Annotated in this window: 25 protein-coding genes; 23 read left to right on the forward strand and 2 right to left on the reverse strand. The window is 45.0% G+C overall.

Annotated elements, in window-relative coordinates:
* The first annotated feature begins 21 nt into the window (after window positions 1-21).
* The 5 genes from alr (at window position 22) to otsB (ending at window position 6,921) form a co-directional block, all read left to right on the forward strand.
* Window positions 22-1,128, forward strand: coding sequence for an alanine racemase (gene alr / locus CARFE_RS0100890; protein ID WP_028051406.1), 1,107 nt, complete (start codon window positions 22-24; stop codon window positions 1,126-1,128).
* A gap of 202 nt (window positions 1,129-1,330) precedes the next feature.
* Entirely contained in the window at window positions 1,331-2,521 is a 1,191-nt protein-coding gene (locus CARFE_RS0100895) for a glycosyltransferase family 4 protein (RefSeq protein ID WP_028051407.1), read from the forward strand.
* A 20-nt stretch (window positions 2,522-2,541) separates the two neighbouring features.
* Window positions 2,542-4,737 (forward strand): amylo-alpha-1,6-glucosidase, encoded by a 2,196-nt coding sequence (locus CARFE_RS0100900; RefSeq protein ID WP_011343600.1) that lies wholly within the window; start codon window positions 2,542-2,544, stop codon window positions 4,735-4,737.
* A gap of 11 nt (window positions 4,738-4,748) precedes the next feature.
* A complete protein-coding gene (locus CARFE_RS13790) occupies window positions 4,749-6,182 on the forward strand; it encodes an alpha,alpha-trehalose-phosphate synthase (UDP-forming) (protein WP_051250071.1) in 1,434 nt (477 codons plus the stop codon).
* On the forward strand, window positions 6,166-6,921 hold the full coding sequence (gene otsB / locus CARFE_RS0100910) for a trehalose-phosphatase (protein WP_028051408.1): 756 nt from the start codon (window positions 6,166-6,168) through the stop codon (window positions 6,919-6,921). The genes CARFE_RS13790 and otsB overlap by 17 nt, the downstream gene beginning before the upstream one ends.
* On the opposite strand, the gene CARFE_RS15400 is transcribed toward otsB, so the two are convergent.
* Window positions 6,875-7,774, reverse strand: coding sequence for an MBL fold metallo-hydrolase (locus tag CARFE_RS15400; protein ID WP_051250073.1), 900 nt, complete (start codon window positions 7,772-7,774; stop codon window positions 6,875-6,877). The genes otsB and CARFE_RS15400 overlap by 47 nt on opposite strands.
* A 412-nt stretch (window positions 7,775-8,186) precedes the next feature.
* Between CARFE_RS15400 and CARFE_RS0100925 the strand changes: the two genes are divergently transcribed.
* Entirely contained in the window at window positions 8,187-8,456 is a 270-nt protein-coding gene (locus tag CARFE_RS0100925) for a long-chain-fatty-acid--CoA ligase truncation (RefSeq protein ID WP_011343604.1), read from the forward strand.
* Between the two features lie 26 nt (window positions 8,457-8,482).
* Here CARFE_RS0100925 and CARFE_RS0100930 read toward each other — a convergent pair whose 3' ends face one another.
* Window positions 8,483-9,301: a C40 family peptidase gene (locus CARFE_RS0100930; RefSeq protein WP_051250075.1), complete on the reverse strand. Its 819-nt coding sequence runs from the start codon at window positions 9,299-9,301 to the stop codon at window positions 8,483-8,485.
* 163 nt (window positions 9,302-9,464) lie between these two features.
* On the opposite strand from CARFE_RS0100930, the gene CARFE_RS0100935 reads away from it, so the two are divergent.
* The 17 genes from CARFE_RS0100935 to CARFE_RS16645 all read left to right on the forward strand — a co-directional run bounded on the left by CARFE_RS0100935 (window position 9,465) and on the right by CARFE_RS16645 (window position 26,348).
* Window positions 9,465-12,767, forward strand: a complete 3,303-nt coding sequence (locus CARFE_RS0100935; protein ID WP_028051411.1) for an adenosylcobalamin-dependent ribonucleoside-diphosphate reductase — start codon at window positions 9,465-9,467, stop codon at window positions 12,765-12,767.
* 350 nt (window positions 12,768-13,117) lie between these two features.
* Window positions 13,118-13,942 carry a cupin domain-containing protein gene (locus CARFE_RS15405; RefSeq protein WP_051250078.1) on the forward strand — a complete coding sequence of 275 codons (825 nt, stop codon included), beginning with the start codon at window positions 13,118-13,120 and terminating at the stop codon, window positions 13,940-13,942.
* A gap of 58 nt (window positions 13,943-14,000) precedes the next feature.
* A complete protein-coding gene (gene allB / locus CARFE_RS0100945) occupies window positions 14,001-15,416 on the forward strand; it encodes an allantoinase AllB (RefSeq protein ID WP_011343609.1) in 1,416 nt (471 codons plus the stop codon).
* 51 nt (window positions 15,417-15,467) lie between these two features.
* Window positions 15,468-16,043: a cysteine hydrolase family protein gene (locus CARFE_RS13805; RefSeq protein WP_011343610.1), complete on the forward strand. Its 576-nt coding sequence runs from the start codon at window positions 15,468-15,470 to the stop codon at window positions 16,041-16,043.
* A gap of 67 nt (window positions 16,044-16,110) precedes the next feature.
* Window positions 16,111-16,662 (forward strand): UbiX family flavin prenyltransferase, encoded by a 552-nt coding sequence (locus CARFE_RS0100955; RefSeq protein WP_028051412.1) that lies wholly within the window; start codon window positions 16,111-16,113, stop codon window positions 16,660-16,662.
* Between the two features lie 21 nt (window positions 16,663-16,683).
* Complete coding sequence (locus tag CARFE_RS0100960; protein ID WP_028051413.1) at window positions 16,684-18,036, forward strand: UbiD family decarboxylase; 1,353 nt, start codon at window positions 16,684-16,686, stop codon at window positions 18,034-18,036.
* Between the two features lie 13 nt (window positions 18,037-18,049).
* Window positions 18,050-18,322 (forward strand): BMC domain-containing protein, encoded by a 273-nt coding sequence (locus CARFE_RS0100965; RefSeq protein ID WP_028051414.1) that lies wholly within the window; start codon window positions 18,050-18,052, stop codon window positions 18,320-18,322.
* A 14-nt stretch (window positions 18,323-18,336) separates the two neighbouring features.
* Complete coding sequence (gene pduB, locus CARFE_RS13810; protein ID WP_210432915.1) at window positions 18,337-19,311, forward strand: propanediol utilization microcompartment protein PduB; 975 nt, start codon at window positions 18,337-18,339, stop codon at window positions 19,309-19,311.
* Between the two features lie 14 nt (window positions 19,312-19,325).
* Complete coding sequence (locus CARFE_RS0100975; protein WP_011343615.1) at window positions 19,326-19,679, forward strand: BMC domain-containing protein; 354 nt, start codon at window positions 19,326-19,328, stop codon at window positions 19,677-19,679.
* Window positions 19,680-19,700: 21 nt separating this feature from the next.
* Window positions 19,701-19,988, forward strand: a complete 288-nt coding sequence (locus tag CARFE_RS0100980; protein ID WP_226986737.1) for a BMC domain-containing protein — start codon at window positions 19,701-19,703, stop codon at window positions 19,986-19,988.
* A gap of 48 nt (window positions 19,989-20,036) precedes the next feature.
* Entirely contained in the window at window positions 20,037-20,846 is an 810-nt protein-coding gene (eutJ, locus tag CARFE_RS0100985) for an ethanolamine utilization protein EutJ (RefSeq protein WP_028051415.1), read from the forward strand.
* Window positions 20,847-20,856: 10 nt separating this feature from the next.
* Complete coding sequence (pduM, locus tag CARFE_RS0100990; protein WP_028051416.1) at window positions 20,857-21,618, forward strand: microcompartment protein PduM; 762 nt, start codon at window positions 20,857-20,859, stop codon at window positions 21,616-21,618.
* Between the two features lie 11 nt (window positions 21,619-21,629).
* Entirely contained in the window at window positions 21,630-21,902 is a 273-nt protein-coding gene (locus CARFE_RS0100995) for a EutN/CcmL family microcompartment protein (RefSeq protein WP_011343619.1), read from the forward strand.
* 14 nt (window positions 21,903-21,916) lie between these two features.
* On the forward strand, window positions 21,917-23,728 hold the full coding sequence (ade, locus tag CARFE_RS0101000) for an adenine deaminase (RefSeq protein WP_028051417.1): 1,812 nt from the start codon (window positions 21,917-21,919) through the stop codon (window positions 23,726-23,728).
* 14 nt (window positions 23,729-23,742) lie between these two features.
* The gene (locus tag CARFE_RS0101005; protein ID WP_028051418.1) at window positions 23,743-24,603 is read left to right on the forward strand and encodes an FAD binding domain-containing protein; all 861 of its coding nucleotides are present in this window, start codon (window positions 23,743-23,745) and stop codon (window positions 24,601-24,603) included.
* Window positions 24,604-24,614: 11 nt separating this feature from the next.
* The gene (locus tag CARFE_RS0101010) at window positions 24,615-25,082 is read left to right on the forward strand and encodes a (2Fe-2S)-binding protein (RefSeq protein WP_028051419.1); all 468 of its coding nucleotides are present in this window, start codon (window positions 24,615-24,617) and stop codon (window positions 25,080-25,082) included.
* Complete coding sequence (locus CARFE_RS16645; protein WP_028051420.1) at window positions 25,083-26,348, forward strand: xanthine dehydrogenase family protein molybdopterin-binding subunit; 1,266 nt, start codon at window positions 25,083-25,085, stop codon at window positions 26,346-26,348.
* The last annotated feature ends 6 nt before the right edge of the window (window positions 26,349-26,354 follow it).

Raw genomic sequence — 26,354 nt, forward strand, 5'->3', positions numbered from 1 at the left:
GTTTTCTGGTAGGTGGAAAAAATGCGTCCGGTATGGGCAGAGGTTAACCTGGAAAATATTCGGCATAATTTCCGGGAAGTAAAAAGACTTGCTCGGCAGGCGGAGGCAATGCCGGTAATAAAGGCCAATGCTTACGGTCACGGAGCGGTGGAAGTGGCAAAAGCTTTAATTGCCGAGGGGGCTAAACGGTTTGCGGTGGCCATTCTTGATGAAGGAATAAAGTTGAGAGAAGCGGGAATCGAGGTACCGGTTCTTATTTTGGGTTATACTCCTCCCGAAGAGGTGGAAAAGCTTTTATTTTATAACCTGACTCCTACCCTTCACCACCGGGAATTGGCTTTAGCGTATCAGGAAAGACTTGAGAGGCTTAAGAAAACCCTTTTCTATCATCTAAAAATTGATACGGGAATGGGGAGAATCGGGTTCTGGTATGAAGAACTCGAAAAGATTGAGGAAGTATTAAAATTAAAAAATTTAGAAGCGGAAGGAGTTTATACCCATTTTGCCCGGGCGGATGAGAAAGATTTAAGTTTTTCCAAGCTGCAAATAGAGAGGTTTAACATTGTGCTAAAACACTTAGAAGCCAAAGGGATTGAGGTAAAATACCGCCATGCTGCCAACAGTGCTGCAATAATGAGGCTTCCCGAAGCTCACTACGATTTGGTGCGACCGGGGATTATGCTTTACGGCGAGTACCCCTCCAGGGATGTACCCCGGGAACTTGCCCATTTAAAGCCCGCTTTAACCTTAAAAGCCAGGGTTTCTCAGGTGAAAAAAGTACCGGCAGGCTTTCCGGTGAGTTACGGTAGCACGTACGTAACTTCCAAATCTACCCTGATTGTTTCGCTACCGTTAGGTTATGCCGATGGTTATTTTCGCCGCCTTTCCAATCGAGGGGTGGTTTTGATAAACGGCAAACGCTGGTCCATAGCCGGTCGGGTTTGCATGGATCAATTGATGGTAGCGGTGGATGAAAACGAAAGGGTAAATCCCGGGGATGAGGCTGTTCTCTTAGGAAAGCAGGGAGAAGAAACGATTACCGCTATGGAAATGGCAGACCTGGTGGGAACTATAAATTATGAAATTTTGACCAATATAAGTTACCGGGTTCCGCGAATTTATGTGTAAAATTCATTTATAAAAAATATTTATGGATTTTGAGGCTGCAAGCCTCTTTTTTTATGTATTTGAAAAAAAAAGTCGAACATGGTATAATTTTATCGAAGCACTTCTTTTTTCCTGCAAATTATCCCCTCATAAATTCTGCCACTTCAACATAAACTTTTAAGGAAGCGGTTTTCTTTAATTAGCCAGAAATAACCAATAAAAAATGGGAGGTGATAGTATTTATACAATTGCCAAGCTCCACTGGGCTTTTCCGCCAATTATCGGTGGGGTTGAGACGCACCTGACGCTTTTGTGCCCGGAATTAATCAGGCGCGGCTATAATTTACACCTTTTAACCGGTGCGGTTAATGGTGAACCCGAAGAGTTCGATTTCCACGGTATGCGGGTTCGAAGGCATAGATTTTTAGATTTAAACTCTCTTTCACCGCAAATTATTAAAGAAAACCGCAGGCAAATAAAGGATCTCCTTCACTCCTTTCTCGATGAAGTCAATCCCGAAATAATCCATCTCCATAATATGCATTATTTTAGCCCGGACCATTTGGAGTTTTTGGTGGAGTATAAAAACCACCGGAAAAAGCCTTTGGTTTTAACCGCCCATAATGTCTGGGAAGATGAACTTTGGCAGGAAATGCTTACTTTTAAAGACGAGTGGGATTACGTCATAGCGGTCAGCGATTTTATTAAAAAAGAGCTTATCCGCTTTGGTTTTGATGGTGAGAAAATTATCACCGTTCACCACGGAATTGATACCGAAAAATTTAAACCGGGTATATCGCCGGATAATCCTTATGCTAAGATGGAGTTTTTTGCCGGGAAAAAAGTTATCTTTCATCCGGCCCGGATGAGTTTTGCCAAGGGTTCCGATTATGCGGTGAAAGCCTTTGCCGAAGTGCAAAAACTATTTCCCGATACCGTCCTGGTGATGGCGGGTACCAAGAAAACGGTGGACTGGGGTGGAGTCCAGCAAAAAGAAGTACAGGAAATTATGAAGCTTGTGGAAGAATATGGTCTTTCTGATAAAGTTTACGTCCAATTTTTCAACTGGCAGGAAATTCACTGGATGTACGAAATCGCCGACATCTGCATTTATCCCAGCTCCTTTGAGGAACCCTTTGGTTTGGTAATGCTTGAAGCTATGGCTTCCGGGAAACCCATTATTGTTACCAATTCCGGGGGTATGCCGGAAGTTGTGCAGGACGGAGTAAACGGTTTTGTTATTCCCAAGAAAGATGCCAGTGCCCTTGCCCGAAAACTAATCTTACTTTTAGAGGACGACGAATTACGCCGGAGGATGGGTGAAAGCGGCCGGAAACTTGCTGAAGAGAAGTTTACGGTTAAAGTTATGACCGATAATACCGAAAAAGTTTACCAGAAGATGTTAAAACATTAAGGGATACGGGAGTGGTGTGGATGGCGCTTGATCGGCAGTTAGACGAAGACCGGTTTCGAATTGCTCCCAAGGAATTTCAACCCCGGGTGGAAGTTTTAAAAGAAGGAGAAATGTTTTTAACCGCTTTACCCGATGGTTCAATCTGGGAAGGTGACTTAAGCGGTCTCGGTTTATTTTACCGGGATACCCGGTTTTTAAATCGGCTATTAATGTATTTAGAGGAGTTTGAACCGTTACTTCTCTCCTCTTTAATTCGGGAAAGCCATTTTGCCCAGATTGAACTTACCAACCGGGAGTTCCATCTGCCGGATGGGGTCTTACTGCCGCTTCAGACCATCCACTTTCGTATTACTCGAGTTTTAAAAGATGGCCTGTATCAGCGTTTGCGAATTATTAATTTTAATTCTTTTCCGGTGACAATTAATCTAACTTTTTCCGCCGGTGCAGATTACGTTGATATTTTTGAAGTCAGGGGGACAACGAGAAAAAACCGGGGGCGCTTTTTACCGGTTTGTCAGAAACGTAACGGTTTTACCTTTGCTTACGAAGGTCTTGATCATTATTATCGCTCTACTGACCTTACCTTTTATCCGGAGCCAAATCTGGTCTGGGTGGAGGGAGATAAGGGTTTTGCCCGTTTTACTTTAACTCTTGAACCTCATAAAAAGTACTTTCTTTATCTCCAAATTATTCCCTGCATTGCCCAAAAGATTGAGTGCGAAGACGATATATACGTCAAAAAAGAAATGAGCGTTGGGTTTTCCAAAGCGGCAATAAATCTCAATAAGGATTACCTCAACTGGCAGCGTCAGTGTACGAAAATAGAAACCAATAATGAAATAATAAATCAGATGATAAACCAGGCGGTAACGGATTTGCGGGCGTTAATTTCCGAATACCCGGAAAGCGGAAAAATTATCGAAGCGGGAATTCCCTGGTTTGCCGCTCCCTTTGGCCGGGATTCTTTAATTACTTCCTGGCAGACGCTTATTTTAAATCCGGAAATTGCCAAAAATACGCTCAGGTTTTTAGCCCATTATCAGGGCAAGGTCCATGACCCCTGGCGGGAAGAACAGCCGGGGAAAATTTTACATGAAATCCGGCGGGGAGAAATGGCGTTAAATCATGAGGTGCCCCATACTCCTTACTACGGGACTGTTGATGCAACTCTCTGGTTTATCATTCTTTTGGGCGAAGTGTTTCGCTGGACCCATGATGAAAAGCTTTTGCAGGATTTAGCGGAACCTTTGAAAAAAGCTCTGTACTGGTGTGAAAACTACGGAGATATGGACGGCGATGGTTTTATAGAATATTTGCGGCAGTCGGAAAGCGGCCTTTTAAACCAGGGGTGGAAGGATTCCTGGGATGGAGTTATTGACCGGGATGGCTCTTTACCGGAAGGACCTATAGCACTGGTAGAAGTGCAGGCTTATTATTATTTGGCGTTACTCCGGGGTAGTGAACTATTACAATTTTTAGGAGAAATTGAAGAAGCATTGAGGCTACGCCGCAAAGCTTTAAAACTTCAAGCCAAATTTATCAAGGCGTTCTGGATTGATGACGAAGATTTTCTCGGTTTTGCTTTAGATGGAAAAAAGAGGCTTATTAAAACCACCGTATCAAACCCGGGCCATGCGTTATTTACCGGAATTCTGCCGACAAAGTTAGCCCACAAAGTTGCGGAAAGATTGTTTCGCCAGGACATGTATTCCGGCTGGGGTATCCGGACCATGAGTGCCAAGGAGAAACCTTATAACCCCATGAGTTACCATAACGGTTCAGTCTGGCCCCATGATAACTCCATCATTGCCCGGGGGTTAAAGGAGATTGGCCAGGAATTTTTGTTGGAAAAGCTTGTGACCGATTTGGTGGAAGCAGCCAGGTTCTTTAATTACTACCGCTGGCCGGAATTATTTTGCGGGTTTACACGCCGGGCCAACGGCGGTCCGGTCCGGTATCCGATAGCCTGCGACCCGCAGGCCTGGGCGGTTGGAAGCGTATTTATTTTGCTGCAAAGCATTCTCGGTATATTTTGCGATGGCGGTGATATCAGGATAGTAAGACCAAATTTACCCGGCTGGCTAAGCGAAGTGTATTTAGAAAACCTCAGGGTTGGAAACGGTACCGTTGATTTGGAGTTTAGCCGGAGCCGGGGTAAAACTTACTGTAACGTTGTGAAAAGGGAGGGAGAGGTGAAAGTTTTGATTGAACCGTAGGAGGTGGATAGATGAGAGGTAATCTTTTGGTGGTATCTAACCGGGGACCTTTTACCATTGAAGAAAATAACGGTAGTTTAAAATACCGTCCGGCGGTAAGTGGACTTGTATCGGCGGTCCTTCCCGCCGTAAAAAAAATCGGGGGAACCTGGTTAGCCTGGGCAGGGAGAATTGCGGAGAAGCCTGCGGAAGTTCAGGCGGTAATTAAAGACGAGTTTCAATTTGTGGAAATCCTCCTATCCAGGGAAGAAGTAGAGGGGTATTATGAAGGTTATGCCAACGGAGTGCTCTGGCCGCTCTGCCACCTGATGCCGGAAAAAGTTAGGATGTACGAAGAAAATTACCGAATTTACCGGGAAGTTAACCAGAAATTTGCCCAAAAGGCTGCTACCTTATTAAGAGCCGGGACGCTTTTATGGATTCATGACTACCACTTAGCTTTAATGCCCCACTTTATTCGCCAAAAAAATCCCTGGCAGCGAATTGCCTTTTTCTGGCATATACCCTTTCCGCCGGTAGAACTGTTTACCATTCAGCCCTGGGCGGAAGAAATTTTACGCGGCCTTTTAGGTGCGGATATCATTGGTTTTCTTATTGATGACTACCGGGAAAACTTTTTACGGGCGGTGGAGCGAGTTTTAAGGCTTCCGGTAAATTACGAGTGGGGTACAGTTTATTATAATGGACGAGAAATCCTGGTTAAGGCAGTACCGATTGGTATTGAAACGAAAAACTTTCAAAAGGAAGTGCCAGAAATTCCGGAAATTAAGGAAGAAATAGCAGGACAAAAGGTCTTTTTGGGTGTTGAAAGATTAGATTATACCAAAGGGTTAAAAGAAAAAATCCAGGGGTTTGCCCGCTTTTTGGAAAATAATCCCGAGTACCGGGGCAAAGTTAAGCTTTTACAGGTGGCGGTACCGACCCGGGAAAATATTGACCAGTACCAAACTTATGCCCGGGAGGTTTTAGCCGAAGCTTCCAGGGTAAATGTACGTTTTGGCAATAACCACTGGCAGCCCGTAAAGATTTTAAAGCGAAATTATAGCCAGGAAGAACTTATTTACTTATACCGCATTGCCGATGCGCTGGTTATTACCTCCCTGGAAGATGGGCTTAACTTGGTGGCTAAAGAATATATTGCTTCCAGGAAAGAGCCGGGAGTGCTTATTTTAAGTAAACGGACGGGAGTTGCCCGGCAACTGGGAGCTGCTCTTTTGGTCAATCCCTACTCGCCGGAAGAAATTGCCTTGAAATTGAAAGAAGCTTTAGAAATGCCGGATAACCTTAAGAAAAAGAGTTTTTCTTTATTAAAGGAACAGGTTATCTTAAAAAATAATGAATGGTGGCTGGAAAATTTCCTGGGAAAAGAACTACGGTTGATGGATACAGGTTTTGGCAAATACTACCGCAAACGGGGTGAAAAGAAAGTTGGAGCTATTGACTAAACTTTCTGGTCGAAAAATACTGCTCATGACCGATTTTGACGGAACGATAGCGGCTTACAGAAAAGACCCGCGCAAGGTAAGTTTAGCCAAAGATATGGTGGCAATCCTGCAGAAATTTACCAGGCAGCCAAATCTTAAATTAGCGGTGGTTTCCGGACGGGGGCTTCAGGATTTAGAAAAAATGGTAAATATCCGGGGAATTATTTTAGCCGGCTGTTTTGGAGGAGTATTTCGGGATGAACAGGGAAAAGTTCATACCTGGGAAAAGGCCCCCGACTATTTTGGACCGGTGGAGGAGTTAGCGGAATTTTTTTCCCGTTCTCCCGTTTTTAAAGGAGTTTATATTGAAAAAAAAGAAATTGCCCTGACGTTGCATTACAAAGATTTGGGAGTAAAGAAACGGCGGGAGGTTTTAAAGGTAATTGAAGAAGCCCGGGATAAAAACCCTATCTTTAACTTTCACGTGGGAGATAAAGGAACCGAAATTATCCCGCAGGGATTGGGCAAAGGATGGTTTATTCAGGAAATGTTAAAAAAATACCCGGACTTTTATCCGGTGTTTTTAGGGAATGACTGGGTAGACCTTGAGGGAATTGAAGTTTTAAGGGGGCAGGGTTTAGCATTTTACGTAGGGGATACCCCGCCCCCGGGAAGTCACGGGCTTTCGGGGTTAAAAGAGGTGAAAAAGCTTTTTAAGAAGCTTTTGGCAGTAAACCAAGCCGCTTTAAATGCATCTTAATGCCGATGATTTCCCACATCCGTACCCAGGGGTCAATTTTTTGAAACTTTAAAGGATAAAAAATTGAATTATCGGCTATTTCTTCGATGGTGTACCCCTTTTGCCACAATGTTTTAATTTTTTCTTCCCGCAGGGCGATTATCTCTAAAAAACGGTCTAACCCGGGTAAAAAGCTTTTCTTTTCCACCATTCCTTTTTCGTGCCCCGTTATGTAGTATTTGACATCAACTTCCCGTAAAATTTTGGAAGAACTGATAAACTGGTCGATATCACCGTCGGGAGCCATATAAAAGGGGCCAAAGGAAGTTAAATCGTAATCCCCGGTGTAAATTATCCCGAGGTCCGGGAAATAGGGAAAAACATAGCCAGGGGTGTGGCCGGGAGCTTTAAGAAAAATGGTTTTAATTCCGACAATTTTAATTTCTTCCGAAGTTGGATACGCTTCTTTGGTTTTTTCGATAACCGTTACAATATCGGGACGATTGTACGGCGAAAGGGAAGGACTTTTAAAACCCTTTTTTATTTCTTGAGCCCACCAGTTCGGGTAATCTTTGCCGAAATAATGTCCGGTTCCAAGACGCCGAGCGAATTCCCTTAAATCCGCAAGGGCCGGTAAGTCTTCCGCATTTATAAAAACGGCCGTGGTTTTTGGAAAAAAATTAATACCCCAGACGTGGTCGTAGTGATAATGGGTTAAATAGATTTCCTGCACAGATAGATTTTTAAGAATATTTCCTGCACCGGGATCGATTAAGGCCTGTCTTCCGTTACCTTCGAGGAGCAGGCTGGTGCAGTAGGGAAAACGGCTATTGTTTTCTCCGGGAATAATTTTAAGTGGTCCCCAATCTTCCATTTTTCTCCCCCCTCTTCTTTACTATCTTAACAGAAAAGAATTAATCCGGCTATGCCGGATCAGGGAGTAGAGGGTGATATTTTTATTATCATTGACAGGAAAAATGGCAAAATTACCGAATTCTTAAAGTAGTAAATAAAATATGTAGGTTTTTCAGAAAAGGTGCAGGGAGGAAGGCAGATAAACAAAAATTTTTGGGCTTGTTTCTTTTTATGACTTTCCTTTTTATGCAGCCTTTGGCAATAAAGCAAAGCAGGCTTTCCTGGATGAGCTGTGGGGCGAACGGAAGAAATGCTAACCGTTTAGCGGTTGTTTTTGGCGTTTTAACGTTAAATTCATGCCACTTAAAGTTTTGTCATTCCGTAACCTCCAATTACATGTGTAAAATAATGTAAGAAAAGGAGGGAGCGGGATGACTCCTCGGGAAATCGAAGATGTTTTTTACGAAAGTCCGGAAGTTTTAGATGTGGCTGTAGTAGGGATAAATGAGCCTTTAGCTACCGAAAATGCTGTGGCTTTTGTGGTGTTAAAAGATAAAGCTAAAATTGAAACTTTGTTTGAGCTGTGTAAAACAAAACTTCCCCCCCGGTATATCCCCAAAAAAATTATTCCGGTAGATTTTATTCCCAAGACCAAAACCGGAAAGGTAATTTTTAGCGAACTAAAAGAAATGGCATTATGAAAAAACGCGGCTTTTAGCCGCGTTTTTTATCTTACCCTGACCGCACCAGCATAACGGCTGGCATAATAACCTTCCCTTAAGGAGGAGATAATTACCCGGTCTTTGCCGGAACTGGCATGGATAAACTGTCCGTCTCCTATATAAATTCCCACGTGATTGATAACCGATGAGCCCTGAGTTTTAAAGAAAACTAAATCTCCCGGAGAAAGTTCGCTTTTATCAATCTTTTCGCCCACTTCATACTGGGCGAGGGAATTGTGCGGAAGGTTGATGCCTACCTGGCGGTAAACAAAAGCGGTAAAACCGGAACAGTCAAAGGCCGAACCGGAACTTGCCCCCCACTGATATGGGGTGCCGAGATAACTCAGTGCGATTTTTACCACATCTCCCCGCCCTTCACCCCGGGAAACTTTTTTAGTCGTTCGGGCTTTCGGGCGGGGGGAATTGCGGGAGGTGGTTTTCTTAACCAGGAGTTTTTGCCCGATACTCAGTTTTTCGGATTTTAAATTGTTTAAACGCTTAAGCTCATCTACCGTTAAGTTAAACTTTTTAGCAATATCCCAGAGGGTATCGCCGGCTTTAACTATGTAAACCGAACTACCGCTGCTGGAGCGGGAAACTGCCGTAGCTGTTGACTTTCCGGGAATCACTAATTTTTGGCCGGGCTTTAAAGCTTCCGATTTTAAGTTATTGGCTTTTTTAATCGCTTCAACGGTAGTGTTGTACCGCCGGGCAAGTAACCAGAGATTGTCGCCGCTTTTTACGGTAATAGTTGTTGCCCAAGCCGATGATTGCAGTAAGAAAACCGATAAAGTTAAAGTTGCAAGGGATTTTTTCAGGTTCATGGCCACACTCCTTAAAAGTTATTAAAAACGCACCTAAAACGGATTATTCTACAAAAAAGCCAAAAATCCTGCATAAAATGGCCAAAAATTAAAAAAGGAATTTTACGAGGTTTGGTTGTATAATAAGTAAGACGACAAATAAATTCTGGCGGGGGGTTTTGTGGTGAAATTAACAGAAAATGCTCTAAAAGTTTTGGAAGCAAGGTATTTGGCGCGCAATGAGAAGGGGGAGGTAATTGAAACCCCGGAAGAAATGTTTTGGCGGGTGGCTCGGGCGATAGCGCAGGCGGAAAAAAATTATGCGGAAAATGATGAAGAAGAAATTGCCCGAGAATTTTATAATCTTATGACCGCGCTTGACTTTTTGCCCAATACGCCGACCCTGGTTAATGCCGGCCGGCCATTAGGACAGCTTTCGGCCTGCTTTGTTTTACCGGTGGGCGATTCGATGGAAGAAATCTTTGATGCGGTAAAGTATTCCGCTTTAATTCATAAAAGTGGCGGAGGTACCGGTTTTAGCTTTTCCCGCCTTAGGGCCAAAGGGGCCCGGGTTCGCTCTACCGGCGGTATTGCCAGCGGCCCGGTAAGTTTTATGAAGGTATTTAATGCCGCTACCGAAGCGGTTAAACAGGGGGGTGTTCGGCGCGGGGCAAACATGGGGGTGCTCCGGTGCGACCACCCGGATATCCTGGAATTTATTACTGCCAAAGAAGACAACAGGGATATTACTAACTTCAACATTAGCGTGGCGCTGACCGATAAGTTTATGAAAGCATTGGAAGAAGATGGGGAATACGAATTAATTGAACCATCCACCGGAGAGGTAGTAGGTAAACTTCGGGCCCGGGAAGTTTTTGAAAGAATAGCGAAAAATGCCTGGAAAAATGGCGAGCCGGGGGTTATTTTTATTGACCGGATTAACGCGGCAAATGTTGTTCCGGAGCTGGGGGAAATTGAATCAACTAATCCCTGCGTAACCGGAGATACCCTTGTCTTTACCGATAAAGGGTTAATTGAAGCAAGAAAGTTAGAAGTGGGAATGAAAGTTTGGAGCGGTGATGGCTGGAACGAAATTAAAGAAGTAATTAACAATGGCGTGAAACCGGTTTTAAAACTTAAACTGAAAACTGGGTTGGAAATTAAAGTAACCGAAGAACATAAAATTTTTACCGGTGAGGGCTGGAAAGAAGCCAAGGATCTAAAAGTAGGCGATAAACTTTATTTACCGGTTTCTTATCCTGAACTGGATTTCCCGGTAAAAGAAGAAAATGATTTTTATGAGTTTTTAGGGTATTTCCTGGGAGATGGTTCGTTAAGCGTTTCCAATCATGTTAGTTTACATGTGGGAAATGATAAGGAATTAGCTTTATACTTCAAAGAAAAGGTAGAGAAGTATGCTGGTGCAGCTTATTTAATTGAAAGAGACGGGCAATATATCATCGATGTCCATAGAAAAGAGTTTGCGGAAAAGATAAAGAAAATTTTTGGTATAGAAATCACCGACAGCAAAGAAAAAGATATTCCCTCTTCCTTGCTTGCGGTGAATAGCGAAGCTATGAAAGCTCTTTTACGAGGCCTCTTTTCTGCCGATGGTTCGGTTTATGATGCTAACGGTTCGATTACTGTTGCCCTGTCGTCTACCTCTTATCCGTTATTAAGAAAGGTTCAGATTTTACTGTTATCCCTTGGAATTCCATCTACCCTTACCGGTGAGAAAGACCAGGACGTAAAAATAATTAAGGGCAATGAGTACGAAACGCTACCGACTTACCGGTTAATTATTTCCGGAGAACGGGCTTCGTTATTTTTTAACAAGATTGGCCTAATTGGGGAAAAGAAAAAGAAATTTTTAGAATTAATGGCTGGAAAAACGACCTACTCGACATTAAATAATCATCTCTACCAGGAGATAGTAAGCATCGAACCTGCGGGGGAGGAAGAAGTATTTGATATAACTGCCCCACCAAAATATACCTGGATCACCAATGGCATATTGAGTTTAGACTGCGGCGAGCAACCTTTACTGCCCTACGAATCCTGCAACCTGGGTTCTATTAACCTTGCCAATATGGTAAAAGACGGAGAGATTGACTGGGAACATTTGGAAAAAACCGTGAAACTGGCGGTACGTTTCCTAGATAATGTTATTGATGTTAACCATTACCCCTTACCGGAAATTGAAAAGATGACCAAAAAGACCCGGAAAATTGGTCTTGGCGTGATGGGTTTTGCTGATATGTTAATTAAATTAAACATTCCCTACGATTCGGAAGAAGCCTTGAATTTAGCCGATAAAGTGATGGAGTTTATTAATAAAAAGTCCAAGGAAGCTTCGGCAGAACTCGCCCGGGTTCGGGGTACTTTCCCCGCCTGGAAAAAGAGTGTCTGGGCTAAAAAAGGATTAAAACTTAGAAATGCTACTACCACTACGATTGCTCCTACCGGGTCGATAAGTATAATAGCCGGGGTATCGTCGGGAATAGAACCGGTTTTTGCCCTGGCGTTTAAACGCCATATTTTGGACCGAAAGGACATTGTGGAAGTGCATCGCCTGTTTGAGCAGCACGCCAGGGAAAACGGCTATTACAGTGAAAAGCTCATGATTGAGGTGGCCAAAACCGGGCGGATTACCGGTATTGCCGGGGTTCCGGAAGAGGCAAAGAGACTTTTCGTTACTGCCTTGGATATTGCCCCGGAATGGCACGTCAAAATGCAGGCGGTATTCCAGAAACATACCGATAATGCCGTGTCCAAAACGATAAACATGCCCAATTCCGCTACGGTGGAGGACGTTAAGGAAAGTTACCTTTTAGCGTATAAGCTGGGGTGCAAGGGGCTTACCGTTTACCGGGATGGCAGTCGCGAGGAGCAGGTGTTAAATGCCGGTCTTAACGAAACTAAAAAAGACGAGAAGCCCGAAGAGTTAAAAACCTATAAAGTTGTACCCCGGCCGCGACCAACGGTCACTTACGGCATAACGGAAAAAGTTAAAATTGGCTGTGGCAACTTATACATTACCGTTAACCGGGATGAACAGGGAATTTGTGAGGTGTTCACCAACCTGGGGCGAGCCGGGGGATGTCCTTCCCAGTCGGAAGCAACCAGCCGCCTGGTTTCCTTGGCGTTACGCTCGGGAATTGATGTGACCGAGATAATCGGGCAGTTAAAAGGTATAAGGTGTCATTCAACCTTAAGGCAGATGGGTAACGGTAAGGACATCAAAGTTTTGTCCTGTCCCGACGCTATTGGAAAGGCTATGGAAAAAGTTTTAAAGGATGCTTATGGTTTTAAAGGTAAGATAGAAGTAGATGCACCGCCGGTGGTGATCAGTAACGAGGGGGATGTTTACATTCCCGAAGACGAAGGCGAAAGGAAAAATGGCTACTGTCCCGAGTGCCACAGCAAGTTAGAACATGAAGGCGGCTGCGTAGTTTGTCGCAATTGCGGTTATTCTAAATGCGGTTAAAAAGCCTTGCAGCTTTTGCTGCAGGGCTTTTTCCTTTTTTGCATTTTTTGAGGTTGATATGTCCAAATTAATAGGTGAAGCTGAAATGTTTGGTTATGGCAAAAAAACAGTGTAAAACATTAATAAAAAAGTTTGTAACGATAGACAAAGAAGTAGTTTAGTAACAAACTTAATAAAAAAATAAAAAAATTTTTTCAATCGCGGTAAAGTTAGCAGGAAAATCAAAAAAAAGAGCGAATATAAAATAATGTCGAAAAAAGACGAGAATCCCGAAAAGGCAATTTGTGAATATTTATACAAAAACATTTAAAAAGCTTTTTATATGTTGCGGAAAGGAAGGAGAATTCCTGATGTCTCCGGGTAAAACCTTTTTTACAATTGGTGATGCGGCAAAGCTAATTGGGGTGGTGCCAGCAACCCTTAGAAACTGGGAAAAGGCGGGATTGGTAAAACCGGGTCGACAAAATGGGAACTACCGTATTTATTCCCTTAAAGATATTGAAAGGCTCAAAAAAATTAAGTACTTAATGCGGGTTAAGGGTTTTAATATCGTTGGAGTGAAGGAATACCTGGCCGCGCAGGGGGAAGAATTGCCGGCAGAACCGGTTAAGATTGAGAAAAAGGGACCGAGGATAGCGGTCGGACAAAAATTAAAGGCGCTTAGAGAAAAAAAGGGTCTTACCCTGGAGGAAGTTTCCCAGGGAACTGGAGTTTCGGTTTCGTATTTAAGCCGAATTGAAACGGGCCAAGTAAACGTTTCTATCGCTACCCTCCAGAAACTCGCCACCTTTTACGAAAAAAATCTCCTGTATTTTTTTGAGGGAATGGATACCAAAGAGCAAAAATTGGTGCGGGCGGGCCTGGGTCAGGTGCTGGAAACTGACGAAGAGGGGATTAAGGTTGAGCTTTTGACTGCTTTAAGTGAACCGGCTATGGAGCCGCTCCTTTACACCGTAGCTCCGGGGGCGGGAAGAAATGAAAATATTTCCCATGAAGGGGAAGAGTTCGTTTACGTTTTAAAAGGGGTTTTAGAAGTGTGGCTTGATGAAACCGAACGTTACGTGGTTGGGCCGGGGGATAGCCTTTATTTTAAAAGTACCCAGCAACACCGTTGGCGTAATATTGGCGATGAAGAACTGGTAGCCCTCTGGATTAATACTCCGCCTACCTTCTAAAGGGGTTATAAGCCCGAAAGGGCTCTAAATACCTAAAAAACTTAAAGGGGGTTTTAAAATGGGTTTTGATTTGGTTTTAAAAAATGCCAAAATCCCTCAAGGCAACCGGACTGTGGACACCCACATCCTGGTGAAGGACGGTAAAATTGCCGGTTTTACCAATGACCTTACCGGGATTGAGGTTGCCGAAGTAATTGATGCTGAAAATAACCTTGTATTGCCTGGGTGCATTGACTCCCACACTCACTTTAATGATCCCGGCTTTACCCACCGGGAGAATTTTGCTACCGGTACTCAAGCTGCTGCGGCTGGTGGGGTTACAACCATCATTGATATGCCCTGCTGTAGCATACCGTCGGTAAGGAGTGTGGATAACCTTGAAGCAAAGTTAGAAGTAATCAAGGACAAAGCGTATGTAGACTATGCCATGTGGGGCGGGGCTACCGGCGAAGATGTGCGGAACAATGCCCTCTACAACATTAAAGAACAAGCCGATTATGGAGTAGTAGCTTTTAAAGTTTACATGACTCCATCAGTTCCAACTTATCCGCCGGCAAGCGATGCGGAGATGCTGGAAATTTTCCGGGAAGTAGCTAAGACCGGACTACCCGTTGGCATTCACGCGGAAAACTTGGACCTTTGCACTTATCACGTTAACAAATTAAGAAATGAAGGCCGTTTTGATGGGCCGGCCTGGGCGGAAGCACGGTTGGAACTTGCGGAAAAAGTTGCTATTCAAATGGCCATTAGTTTTGCGGAAGAAACCGGTGCCCGGTTACATATCGTCCACATGAGCACCGGCATCGGTGGTGTGCTTGTAGGAGAAGCTAAGAAACGGGGTCTTGATGTAACTGCCGAAACTTGTCCCCACTACCTGGTCTTAAATGCCTATGAATCAATGACCAAATGGCGTCAATTTGCCAAGATTGCACCGCCTTTAAGAACTACCAGAGACAATGAAATGCTCTGGGAACAATTAGCTGATGGGCGGGTAGACTTTATTGCTACTGACCATGCACCTTATGAAATTGCTACCGAAAAAGAAGCTGAAGGCATGGACATCTGGACGGCGTTCCCGGGGATTCCGGGGGTAGAAACCATGGTACCGATTATTATCAGCGAAGGTTATAATAAAGGACGTCTTTCCTTATCCCGGTTAGTTGATGTTCTTTCCCGGAACGCAGCAATTCATTACGGTCTGTATCCGAAGAAAGGTGCCCTGGAAATTGGCTCCGATGCAGACTTTACCGTAATTGACCTTGACTATGAATGGACCATTGATAAAGATAAGATGTACACCATGGCCAAGTACACGCCGTTTCATGGTATGAAGCTTAAAGGCAAACCTGTTAAGACCATCGTTCGCGGTAAACTCGTTTATGACGATAAGAACGGTATTGTTGGTAAGCCAGGATACGGTCAATTCGTAAAGCGGCAAACGATTTCTAAATTAGAACGCTGGATTAAGTTTTAACCTGTAAAAAGGTTAAAAATATCATTACGAATTATCAAAGGAGGAGAAAATATGAAAGGTGACAGACACTGTATAGTTATCATTGACATGTTAAACGACTTCATTGGACCCAATGCTCCTTTAAGATGCCCCGATGGGGAAAAAATCGTTCCCAACTTGCAAAAGCTTGTAGAATTTGCCCACGAAAACGGTATTAACGTTGTTTTTGTGCAGGAAGCACACCGGAAAAACGATGCTGACTTTAGAGTACGTCCGGTTCATGCTGTTAAAGGTACGTGGGGTTCTGACTTTATTCCGGAACTTCGTCCCGATGAAGAAAAAGGTGATTACATTGTGCAAAAGCGCCGTCACAGTGCTTTTGCTTACACTGACTTAGACCTCTACCTCAGAGAAGAAAAAATCGACACCGTAGTAGTTACCGGTGTATGGACCAACGTTTGCGTAAGAAGCACCGCTTCCGATGCTCTTTATCATGCTTACAACGTAATTGCCATATCCGACTGTTGCGCTTCTGCTAACGAAGAAATGCATCAAGCAGGCTTGAGAGACATGGCGTTGTTTGCCGAAGTTATGACTTTAGAAGAATACATGAAAGAATGGCCCAATCGGGAAGGTGCCAAGAAGTAACTGTCTTTTAAGGGAAAGGTCTAAATTGGGCCTTTCCCGTCTTTACATTCTAAGGAGGCTTTTTTAAATGCGCATTGTAGTAGGGGTAACCGGGGCAAGTGGGGCCATTTACGGCTATACGCTAATCCAGGTACTGGCCCAGATGGGGATTGAAGTTCATGCGGTTTATACCGAAATGGGTGAGAAAGTTTTAAATCACGAATGCGGTGTTGATTTGGCGGAAGTCGCTAAATATGCCCGGCTGTACCATAATTCCGACCTGTTTGCCCCGATTGCCAGCGGGTCGTTTAAAACCCAGGGGATGGTGGTGGTTCCCTGCTCCATGCATACCCTGGGAGCGATGGCCAACGGTACGGGAGAGGATTTATTAACCAGGGCCGCGGATGTTACTTTAAAGGAAGGTCGGAGGTTAGTAGTTGTACCGCGGGAAACTCCAGTGACCGTTATACATCTGGAAAATATGCTCCGCTTGTCCAGGGTGGGGGCAGTAATTTTACCTGCTTCTCCGGCGTTTTACTTTGGTCCCCAGACCTTAAGCGATTTAGTGGCTTTCATAATAGGGAAAATTTTAGATGCCCTTGGAATTGAACACAATTTGTTTAAACGCTGGGGGGAGTAGTACGAGAGGAGGTTTTAACTTTTGGCTGCATCGCTGAGGAGTTTTTTAGAGCAATTAAAACGGCAAAACTCATTATATTTAGTGAAAAAACCGGTAAACCCCAGATTTGAACTGGGAGCACTCCTGAAAAAAACCAAGGGAACTGTTCCCATGTTTTTTCAAAACATTGAAGGCTACGATGTACCGGCGGTAGGTGGCATTGTTGGTACCAGGGAAAATTTTGCTCAAGCTTTAAGGATAAACAAATCCGAGTTGTTAGCCAAAATAACCGAAGCAATCACTAATCCTGGTGAAACCCGGTTACTGCCGTCCGGTCCGGTACAGGAAAATGTCTTGACCAAAGGTTTTGATATCGGAAAAATGTTTCCAATTCCTACTTTTCACGAAAAAGATTCCGGAGCGTTTATAACAGCGGGTATCGTTGTAGCCAAAGATCCCATTTACGGACGGCGTTTTACCTCTATTCGCCGGATGCAGTTAAACGGACCCAACAACTTGAGCATTTTAATTGAATCGCCGGGGTTAATTGAACAATACTATGAATTTGAAAGACGTGGCCAGGCCATGGAAGTGGCCATAGTTTTGGGTGTTCATCCGGCCATAACTTTATCCAGCCAACTTTCGACCCAAACCTTTGGTTTAGATAAATACAATGTGGCCAGCCGGCTCATAGGCGAGCCGCTTCCGGTGGTAAAATGCAAAACCATTGATTTAGAAGTTCCGGCCGATGCGGAAATAGTGCTGGAAGGACGGATGTTACCGTATGTTCGTCATCCCGAAGGACCCTTTGGCGAATTAATGGGCTACTACGGACCGCAAACAATGCAGCCGGTGGTGGAGGTCACCGCGGTAACCTTCAGAAACAACCCGATTTTCCAAGTTATCTTCCCTTCTAGCTACGAACATAAATTACCAAATGCTTTGATGCGGGAAGTAGTCTTATTTAACCACGTTCGCCACGTTGTGCCAACGGTTCAGGATGTTCACCTCACCATGGCCGGCGGTGGACGCTGCCATGCGATTATTTCCATTAAAAAGACGACCGAAGGGCAAGGAAAGCAGGCAATTTTTGCAGCTCTGGCCAGCAATAAGGATGTCAAACACGTAGTGGTGGTTAATGACGATGTGGATATCTTTGATCCGGAAGATGTAGAATGGGCCATTGCCACCAGGGTGCAAGCGGATCAAGATGTAATAATTATCCCCGGGGCGCAGGGAACACCCTTAGAGCCCTCCCATAATTTAAGAGGGGTATCGGCCAAAATGGGAATTGATGCGACCTATCCCCTGGCGGAAAAAGAACGATTTGCCCGTACCCGGATACCGGGATATGAACGAATCCGGCTGGAAGATTACTTAACCCTGGAGTGGTAGGAGGTAATGTTTAATGGGTAATGCAATTGGCTTTGTTGAAACCCGGGGGCTTACAGCAGCAATTGAAGCAGCGGATGCGATGGTGAAAGCGGCCAATGTTCGAATTATTGAATACCGGCTGGTTGGCTCAGGCCTTGTAAATATTACCGTCCAAGGAGATGTAGCGGCGGTAAAAGCGGCGGTGGATGCCGGTGTGGCAGCGGCGCAAAAAGTGGGAGAAATAGTATCCTTTAACGTTATCCCCAGACCCCATGAAGAGATGCTGAAGGTTATACCCGTGAAATAAAGGGGTGAAAAAGTTTGGAAAACCTTGTAGATAAAATTGTGTCTGAGGTTTTAAATCGGCAGAGCCGAGAAACTACTACGATTTTTAGCCAACCCAATATAAGCCGTCCCAATTATCAGCGGGAAAAAGGCAAGGAACGGCTTTTAGGAATTAAAGCACCGGAAAGTGGCAATAAACCAGGTCAATCCTTTTTTCCCCAGTTAAATCCCAGCGGAACCCTTTTTACCATTTCCATGAAACCACCGGAGAAAATTAATACCGGATTCACGCCCGTGGACGAGCAAATAGAAGTTAAAGCCAAAGTCAGGGGTTCGGAAATTACGGAGAAAAGTTTTGGGCAAGCAAAATTTATCGGGGTTTCGGCGGGAAACACCGTTGGTTACGTAATTCCCAATCTTGAACCGGGGCTTAGCCAATACCTCCAGGCTAACAGAACCTTAAGGGCTATTGGGGTAATTAGCTCCCGGGTGGGGGCTGCGGCGCAAATCATGGCAGCCGATGAAGCGGTCAAGAAGACCAATTCCGAATTAATTCGGTTAGAGCTTGCCCGTGATGAATTAGGTGGTCCGGGACATGGAGTATTTGCCCTTTTTGGGGCAGAAGATGTGGCAGATGTTATCCGGGCAGTGGAAATTGCCCTCAAGGCCACGGAAGAGTACTACCAGAACATAAAAAATACGCCGGCAGGAAAAATTGAAACCCATTACACGGCTCGCGCAGCGGCAGCATTAAACAAGGCTTTTGGGGCGCCGTTAAATCAGGCCTTTGGCATTATTATAGGGGCTCCGGCAGGGGTAGGATTATTGATGAGTGATACCGCCTTAAAAACTGCCCATGTGACCATGGTATCGTTCTGGGGGCCCTCGGTAGCTCAGGCTTTTGCCAACGAGGTATGGTTTACAGTAACCGGCGATTCAGCAGCGGTTAAAAATGCCTTAGAAGCAGCTCGGGAAGTTGGATTGCAGGTTTTGGCGGAATTTAGGGCTTAAAGGAGGTTTATTCGATGAATAAAGCCCTTGGTCTAATTGAAGCAATTGGTTACTCTACCGCTATGACGGCTTTAGATGCTGCTGTAAAAGCTGCCAACGTTACCTTTTTGGGCTTTGAACGGGTTATAGGGGCTGGAAAAAAAATTTCCGTTACCATAAAGCTTGAAGGGGAGGTTGCGGCGGTAAAAGCTGCGGTTGATGCAGGTGTTGCGGCGGCTCAAAGAGTGGGCGAAGTTTTAACTTCGCATGTAATTCCTCGACCCCATCAGGAGTTAGATAAAATCATTTTTAGCAGTGAAACCCAAGAATCGTTGTTAAAGCCTAAAAATCCTGCGGAAAAAAATAAGGATAATAAAAAATCTAAGTAAAAATTTTAAGGAGGTAATTTAATCATGGGTGAAGCTTTAGGTTTAATTGAAACTAAAGGTTTAGTGGCGGCGATTGAAGCGGCGGACGCGATGGTCAAGGCTGCCAATGTTACTATTGTTGGCTATGAAAAAATTGGCTTTGGTCTTGTCACCATTATGGTGCGGGGCGATGTAGGTGCGGTCAAAGCTGCTACCGATGCCGGGGCTGCTGCTGCTCAGAAGGTTGGCGAGCTGGTAGCGGTACACGTCATTCCGCGGCCACACACTGAAGTTGAAACGCAAATTTTAGCCAAAATTCAAGGGAAATAGTCCGGGAGTGATCCCGGTACTATCCCCTGCCTTGTTAGGAGGGGTTAGGTGGAGCTCGAACAAAAACTTAACTTGTTAAATGATTTAATTGTCAGAGAAAGAGTAAATCCGCTGCCACCACCCTATAAAGTTGGCGTTGACCTCGGAACTGCAGATATCGTTTTGGTGGTCACCGACCAGGAAGGAATACCTGTTGCTGGAGCATTAAAGTGGGCCAGTGTGGTTAAAGATGGCTTGGTGGTCGATTACATTGGAGCAATACAGATTGTGCGGGAACTAAAAGCCAAAGTGGAAAGGCTTTTAGGGAGTGAACTTTTTCAAGCAGCCACGGCCATTCCTCCGGGAACTGTAGGTCGGAATGCTGAAGCTTGTGGTCATGTAGTTGCCGGGGCCGGATTGGAGCTGGTAACACTGGTGGATGAGCCGGTAGCTGCCGCACGGGCCCTTGGGATAAATGATGGTATTGTAGTAGACATAGGTGGCGGTACCACCGGTATTGCGGTAATTGAAAAAGGGAAAATTACCGCAACCTTTGATGAACCAACAGGAGGAACTCATCTTTCCCTGGTCTTAGCAGGAAGTTACAAGATTCCTTTTGAGGAAGCAGAAACCATCAAAAAAGATTTTAGCCGTCATCGGGAAATTATGCCGGTAGTTCGTCCAGTTATTGAAAAAATGGCGCTTATAGTTAAAGAGGTAATTAAAAATTACGATCAAACTTTACCGGTTTATGTGGTGGGTGGTACTGCTTACCTAACAGGTTTTAGCGAAGAGTTTTCCAGATTTCTTGGAAAAGAGGTACAGGTACCTATCCATCCGCTGTTGGTAACCCCTTTAGGGATTGCGCTTTTTGGATAGGGGTGAAAAAATGTCCATTTATCTTACTGCAATGAAAAACTATTTGGAGCAGCAAAATAGCTTAAACAGTTCAAAGCCAAAAGCACTAATTTTGGTTGCTGGAGCGACCGGTGGGGCGCAAGAAGGCTTTCAAGCTTTAGAACGTTTAAGGGAAAGCTATGAAATAATAGTTGTAGCCAGTCAAGCGGCTTTGGATCTTTACGGTGAAGAAAATCTTAAATCCCTTACCGGAACAGCAAAAATTTACCAGGGTAAGGAGTTTAAAATTTATGACTTTTTAAAAGTTGTGAACATAGTGTTTTTACCGGTGGTGTCTTCCAACCTGGTGGGCAAGTTAGCCCATGGCATTTATGATGAACCGTTAGCTTCATTAATTTTTCATGCCAAGCTTGCGGGCAAACCGGTTATAGGTGTTGTGGATGGAGCTTTACCCGATGGTGATGGATTTAAAAGCCGGGGATTTACCAATCCCCCTCCGGGTTTGGTAAAGCTTATTAATGAAAATATCGAAAAACTACGGGCCCAGGAGATCTATCTCTATAAAGGTAAAACGATTTTAGAAAAGCTTTCTCCCTACCTTGGACCGCAAACAGCAGAAACTTCTGTTGTTTCATCAAAGACGGGAGTTACTTTAAATAAACGGGTTATTACCCGTGAAGATCTTTTAGAACTTGCCAATCAAACTGTTACTGTGTCACAAAAAACAATTATCACCGACCTTGCCCGGGAATATGCTGTCCAAAATAATATAAAAATTAATTTTGCTGAATAGGCGGTGAGGGGATGTTACTGGGAAAAGTTATTGGTAACGTAGTTGCCACGCGGAAAGATGAAACATTGGTCGGGACAAAAATGCTCATTACCCTGCCGGTAGACTTAGATGGTAATCCCGCAGGCCAGCCGTTTGTTGCTGTGGATACGGTGGGAGCTGGAGTTGGCGAGTTGGTGCTGTATGTTACCGGAAGTGTTGCTCCCTTTGCGGTACGCCGGGGGGAGGTACCTATTGATGCGGCGATTATCGGTATTGTGGATAAGCTTGAATGGCAACGAAGTTAAAGAGGAGGTTTTTTATGGATGCCCAAACCTTTAAGACCGCAATTGTCCGGCGTCGCTTAGTTGATGTTTTAATGAATCCGGAATTAAAAGCGACGTTGGTCTTAAAAAACGGTCTGGTAATCAATGTTGTAACTCGGGAGATCTATCCGGCAGACGTGGCAGTTTACGATGAATACATTTTAAAAGTGGGAGATGCTTCCGACCTAATTGGCCCGGAAACAGAAGTGGTGGATTTACAGGGAAAATATTACGTATCTCCAGGATTTATCGACTCCCACATGCATTTTGAAAGCAGTATGCTAACCATTTCCGAGTTTAGCCGGTTGTCTATTCCTTCGGGAACCACTACTTTAGTGGCGGACCCCCACGAAATTGGCAACGCGCTGGGGCCTGTTGGTATTAAAGCTATGGCCGAAGAAACAAAGGTAGTTCCCAACAGGGTATATTTGGTAGTGCCGGCTTTAACTCCCGACTGTCCGGGATTAGAAACCGCGGGCTATGATATTACTTCCAGGGATATGCCGGAAATACTAAATTACCCCAATGTCATCGGCATCGGGGAACTTCAGGGCTTTTCCAATGCTAAGTATGTTTATAAATACACACCGGAAATTATTACCGACTTAATTGCCTCAACAACCTACGCCAAGTCCATTGGCAAAATAGTGGATGGTAACGCTCCCGAGCTTTTTGGCAGCGAATTAGCTGCTCATTTAATTGCTGCCGGAACCGAGGCTTCCTGTCACGAAACCACCACCAAGGAAGAATGCGTGGAAAAACTTCGCTACGGTATGTATGTTTTCATGCGGGAAGGTTCTACCCAGAAAAACATGGCCGAATGTATCCGGGCGGTTACCGAGGAAGGTCTGGATTCCCGGCGGTTAATTGGGGCTACCGATGATATGGTGGCTGAGGATTTAGCCAAAAATGGCCACATGAACTGGGTAGTAGCCCGGATCATTAAACAAGGGATTGATCCGGTGGAAGCAATCCAAATGGTAACCATTAACCCAGCTACCTACTTTGGCTTAAAACACGTTGGGGTTTTAGCTCCGGGGAAGATGGCCGATATCGTGGTTATTTCCGACTTAATGGACATGAAAGTGGAAAAAGTTTATATCGGTGGAAAATTAGTGGCCGAAAAGGGCAAAATGGTAGTTAACATCCCGAAATACACCTACCCCGAAGAGGTAAAACATTCGGTTAAGTGTAAACCGGTAACAGCTGAAGCCCTGGAAATCAAAGCTACTGGTAGTAATGCGGTAGTGCGCACCATTGGGTTGATTCCCGACCAGAACCTTACCGAGTCCTTTGAATTTACCGTTCCGGTTAGTGGGGGTGTGGCACAACCGGATTTAACCCAGGACGTACTACCGATTGCGGTGGTGGAAAGATACGGACGAAATGGCAGTATTGGACGGGCTTTTGTTAAAGGTTTTGGGTTAAAGGGCGGTGCCTTTGCGGAAAGTGTCAGTCACGACGCCCACAACATCATTGTGGTCGGAACCAGCTACCAGGATATGGCTTTAGCGGTTAACCGGGTTATTGAAATGGGCGGTGGCGTGGCGGTGGTGAAAAACGGCAGGGTTTTAGGCGACCTTCGCCTGCCGGTAGGAGGTTTAATTACCGACGAGTTAGATGGCTATGAATTATCCCGGAAGATTGCCGAACTTCACCGTTTAACCGCCCTGGAGCTTGGTTGTACCGTTCATGCACCGTTTATGCATCTGTCGTTTTTAGCCCTGACCACCAGTCCCAAGTGGAAAATTACCGACCAGGGTTTAATTGATGTTAATAGTTTTGCCATCATTCCGCCGGTTAAGTAAGGAGGGGCACTTATATGCAAAAGGTTGATTATTTTCGTCCCGAAACCATAGAGGAAGCCCTGGAGCTTTTAGCCGCTGGTCGGGAAGAGTATAAAATTCTCGCTGGCGGTACCGACCTGGTGCTTCATTTACGGGAGAGGAAAGTTAGTCCTAAGGCTTTGGTGGATATCACTCATATTTCTGCTCTTCGGGGCATTAGAGAAGAACAAGGAAAAATTATTATTAAAGCGGCAACAACCTTTACGGAAGTTGCCACCTCCTCAATTATTTTAGAAAAAATCCCGGCCCTTGCCGATGCCTGTAAGGTTGTGGGCTCACCGCAAATTCGCAATCAAGGGACTATTGGGGGCAATATAGTAAACGCCTCTCCAGCCGCCGATTCGGTACCGGCGTTGGTGCTGTTTGATGGGGTAGCCAAACTTAAGAGTAAAAGAGGTACCCGGGAGATTTTACTTACCGAGCTTCTCCAGGGAGCCGGAAAAACAGCAATTGAACCGGATGAGTTGTTAGAAGAGGTTATTTTAACCCCGTATCCGGGAAGTGTCAGCGGTTTTTACAAACTCGGGCGACGGAATGCCCTGGCGATATCGCGGATTTCTGGAGCGGTGGAGCTTGTTTTTGCCGGCAGCAAAATTGAAAAGGCAAGAGTGGCCCTGGGTTCGGTTGCTCCCAATCCATTTCGGGCAGCAGAATTAGAACAGTTTTTAAGCGGTCGGGAATTTAACGAAGAAACCAAAGAAGAGCTTATCGTTCTTGCCAAAAAGTTGGTGGCGGATAAGCTTGGCAGTCGTGCATCGGCGCCCTACAAACGCGAAGCGATTGCCGGAGTTATGCGGGAAATTTTAAATCTCATTGAACAGCGCCGGGGGAGGTAGCGGCCGTGGAGATGAAAAAGCTTTCCATTACTGTTAACGGAAAATTAATTGAAAGGGAAGTACCAACCAACATCCGCCTTCTCGATTTCCTTAGAGATTACCTACACCTGACCGGTACCAAGGAAGGTTGCGGTGAAGGAGAGTGCGGTGCTTGCACCGTATTACTGGATGGAAAACCGATCAACTCTTGCTTGGTAATGGCCCATTCGGCTCACGGGCGGGAAGTGATTACCATTGAGGGCATAGGTACCCCGGATAAACTTCATCCCATTCAAGAGGCTTTTTTGGAGGCAGGAGCGGTGCAGTGTGGTTATTGTACTCCCGGAATGGTACTGGCTGCCTATGCTTTATTAAAAGAAAATCCCAATCCAACCCGGGAGGAAATAAAAGTGGCAATTTCCGGGAACCTCTGCCGTTGTACCGGTTACAACAAAATTGTTGATGCAGTGGAACTTGCTGCCCGAAAGGAGGGAAAGTAAATGCAGGAGCGGATTGTGGGGCAATCTCCTTGGAGGGTAGATGGCATAGCTAAGGTTACCGGAAAAGCGGTTTTTCCGCAGGATATATACCTTCCCGGAATGGTATACGGTAAAACCGTTCGTTCCAAGTATCCTCATGCAAAAATAACCAAACTTGATACTTCTAAAGCCGAGGCGCTACCAGGAGTTTTAAAAGTATTCACCGCAAAAGATGTACCCGGTCATAACGGTCACGGGGTTTTACATCCGGATATCCCGGTTTTTGCCGACGGTAAAGTTACTTCTATAAATGATGCTATTTGTTTGGTAGTAGCTGAAACTCAAGATATTGCCGAGGAAGCAGCGCTTTTAATTGACGTGGAATACGAAGAATTGCCGGCGGTTTTTGATCCCCGGGAGGCAATGAAGGAAACGGCTCCCAAACTTCGTGAAAACGGTAACATTGCTTATCACTTAAAAATACGCAAAGGGGATGTGGAAAAGGGTTTTGCCCAGGCTGATGTCATTGTTGAACAGAGCTTTAAGACGTCCATGGTAGACCAGGCGTTTTTGCAGCCGGAAGCAGGAGTGGCTACGGTTGACGAACGGGGACATATTGTTATTTATGTTGCCACCCAGTATCCCCACTGGGATAGAACGGAAATTGCCCGGGCCTTGGGTGTTTCACAGAATATGGTCAGAGTAGTGACCACTGCTGTGGGTGGTGCTTTTGGCGGCCGGGAAGACATGACGGTACAAATTCATGCCTGCCTGGCAGCGATGGTATTAAAACGGCCTGTAAAAATTGTATATGACCGGAGCGAATCTTTTAAAGCTCATAGCAAACGCCACCCCATGTATATGGATTACAAGGTGGGTGCAACCCGGGATGGTAAATTGGTGGCCTTAGAGGCGACGATTATCGGGGATGCCGGGGCATACCTTTCCTGGTCGCCGAACATTTTAAGGAAAGCTGCGGTACACGCCACCGGTCCGTATTATATCCCCAATGTTAAAGTTGACTCTTATGCCGTTCACACCAACAATCCTTTTACCGGAGCAATGCGCGGATTTGGTGCGGCGCAGCCTCCAATGGCTTATGAAGCTATAATGGATATGCTGGCGGAAAAGTTAAATCTTCATCCGTTTACTATTCGCTGGCGGAATGCCTTTGAACGGGGTTCGGAAACGGCCACCGGTCAAATTTTGGATATGAGCGTTGGGCTTAAGGAAACGATGCTTGAGGCCGCCAGGCATTTTGGCTGGAACGTCGAAGAGCTGAAATAAGGAGGT

Origin of the sequence: Carboxydothermus ferrireducens DSM 11255 (genome assembly GCF_000427565.1) — a bacterium.
GTDB lineage: Bacteria > Bacillota > Z-2901 > Carboxydothermales > Carboxydothermaceae > Carboxydothermus > Carboxydothermus hydrogenoformans.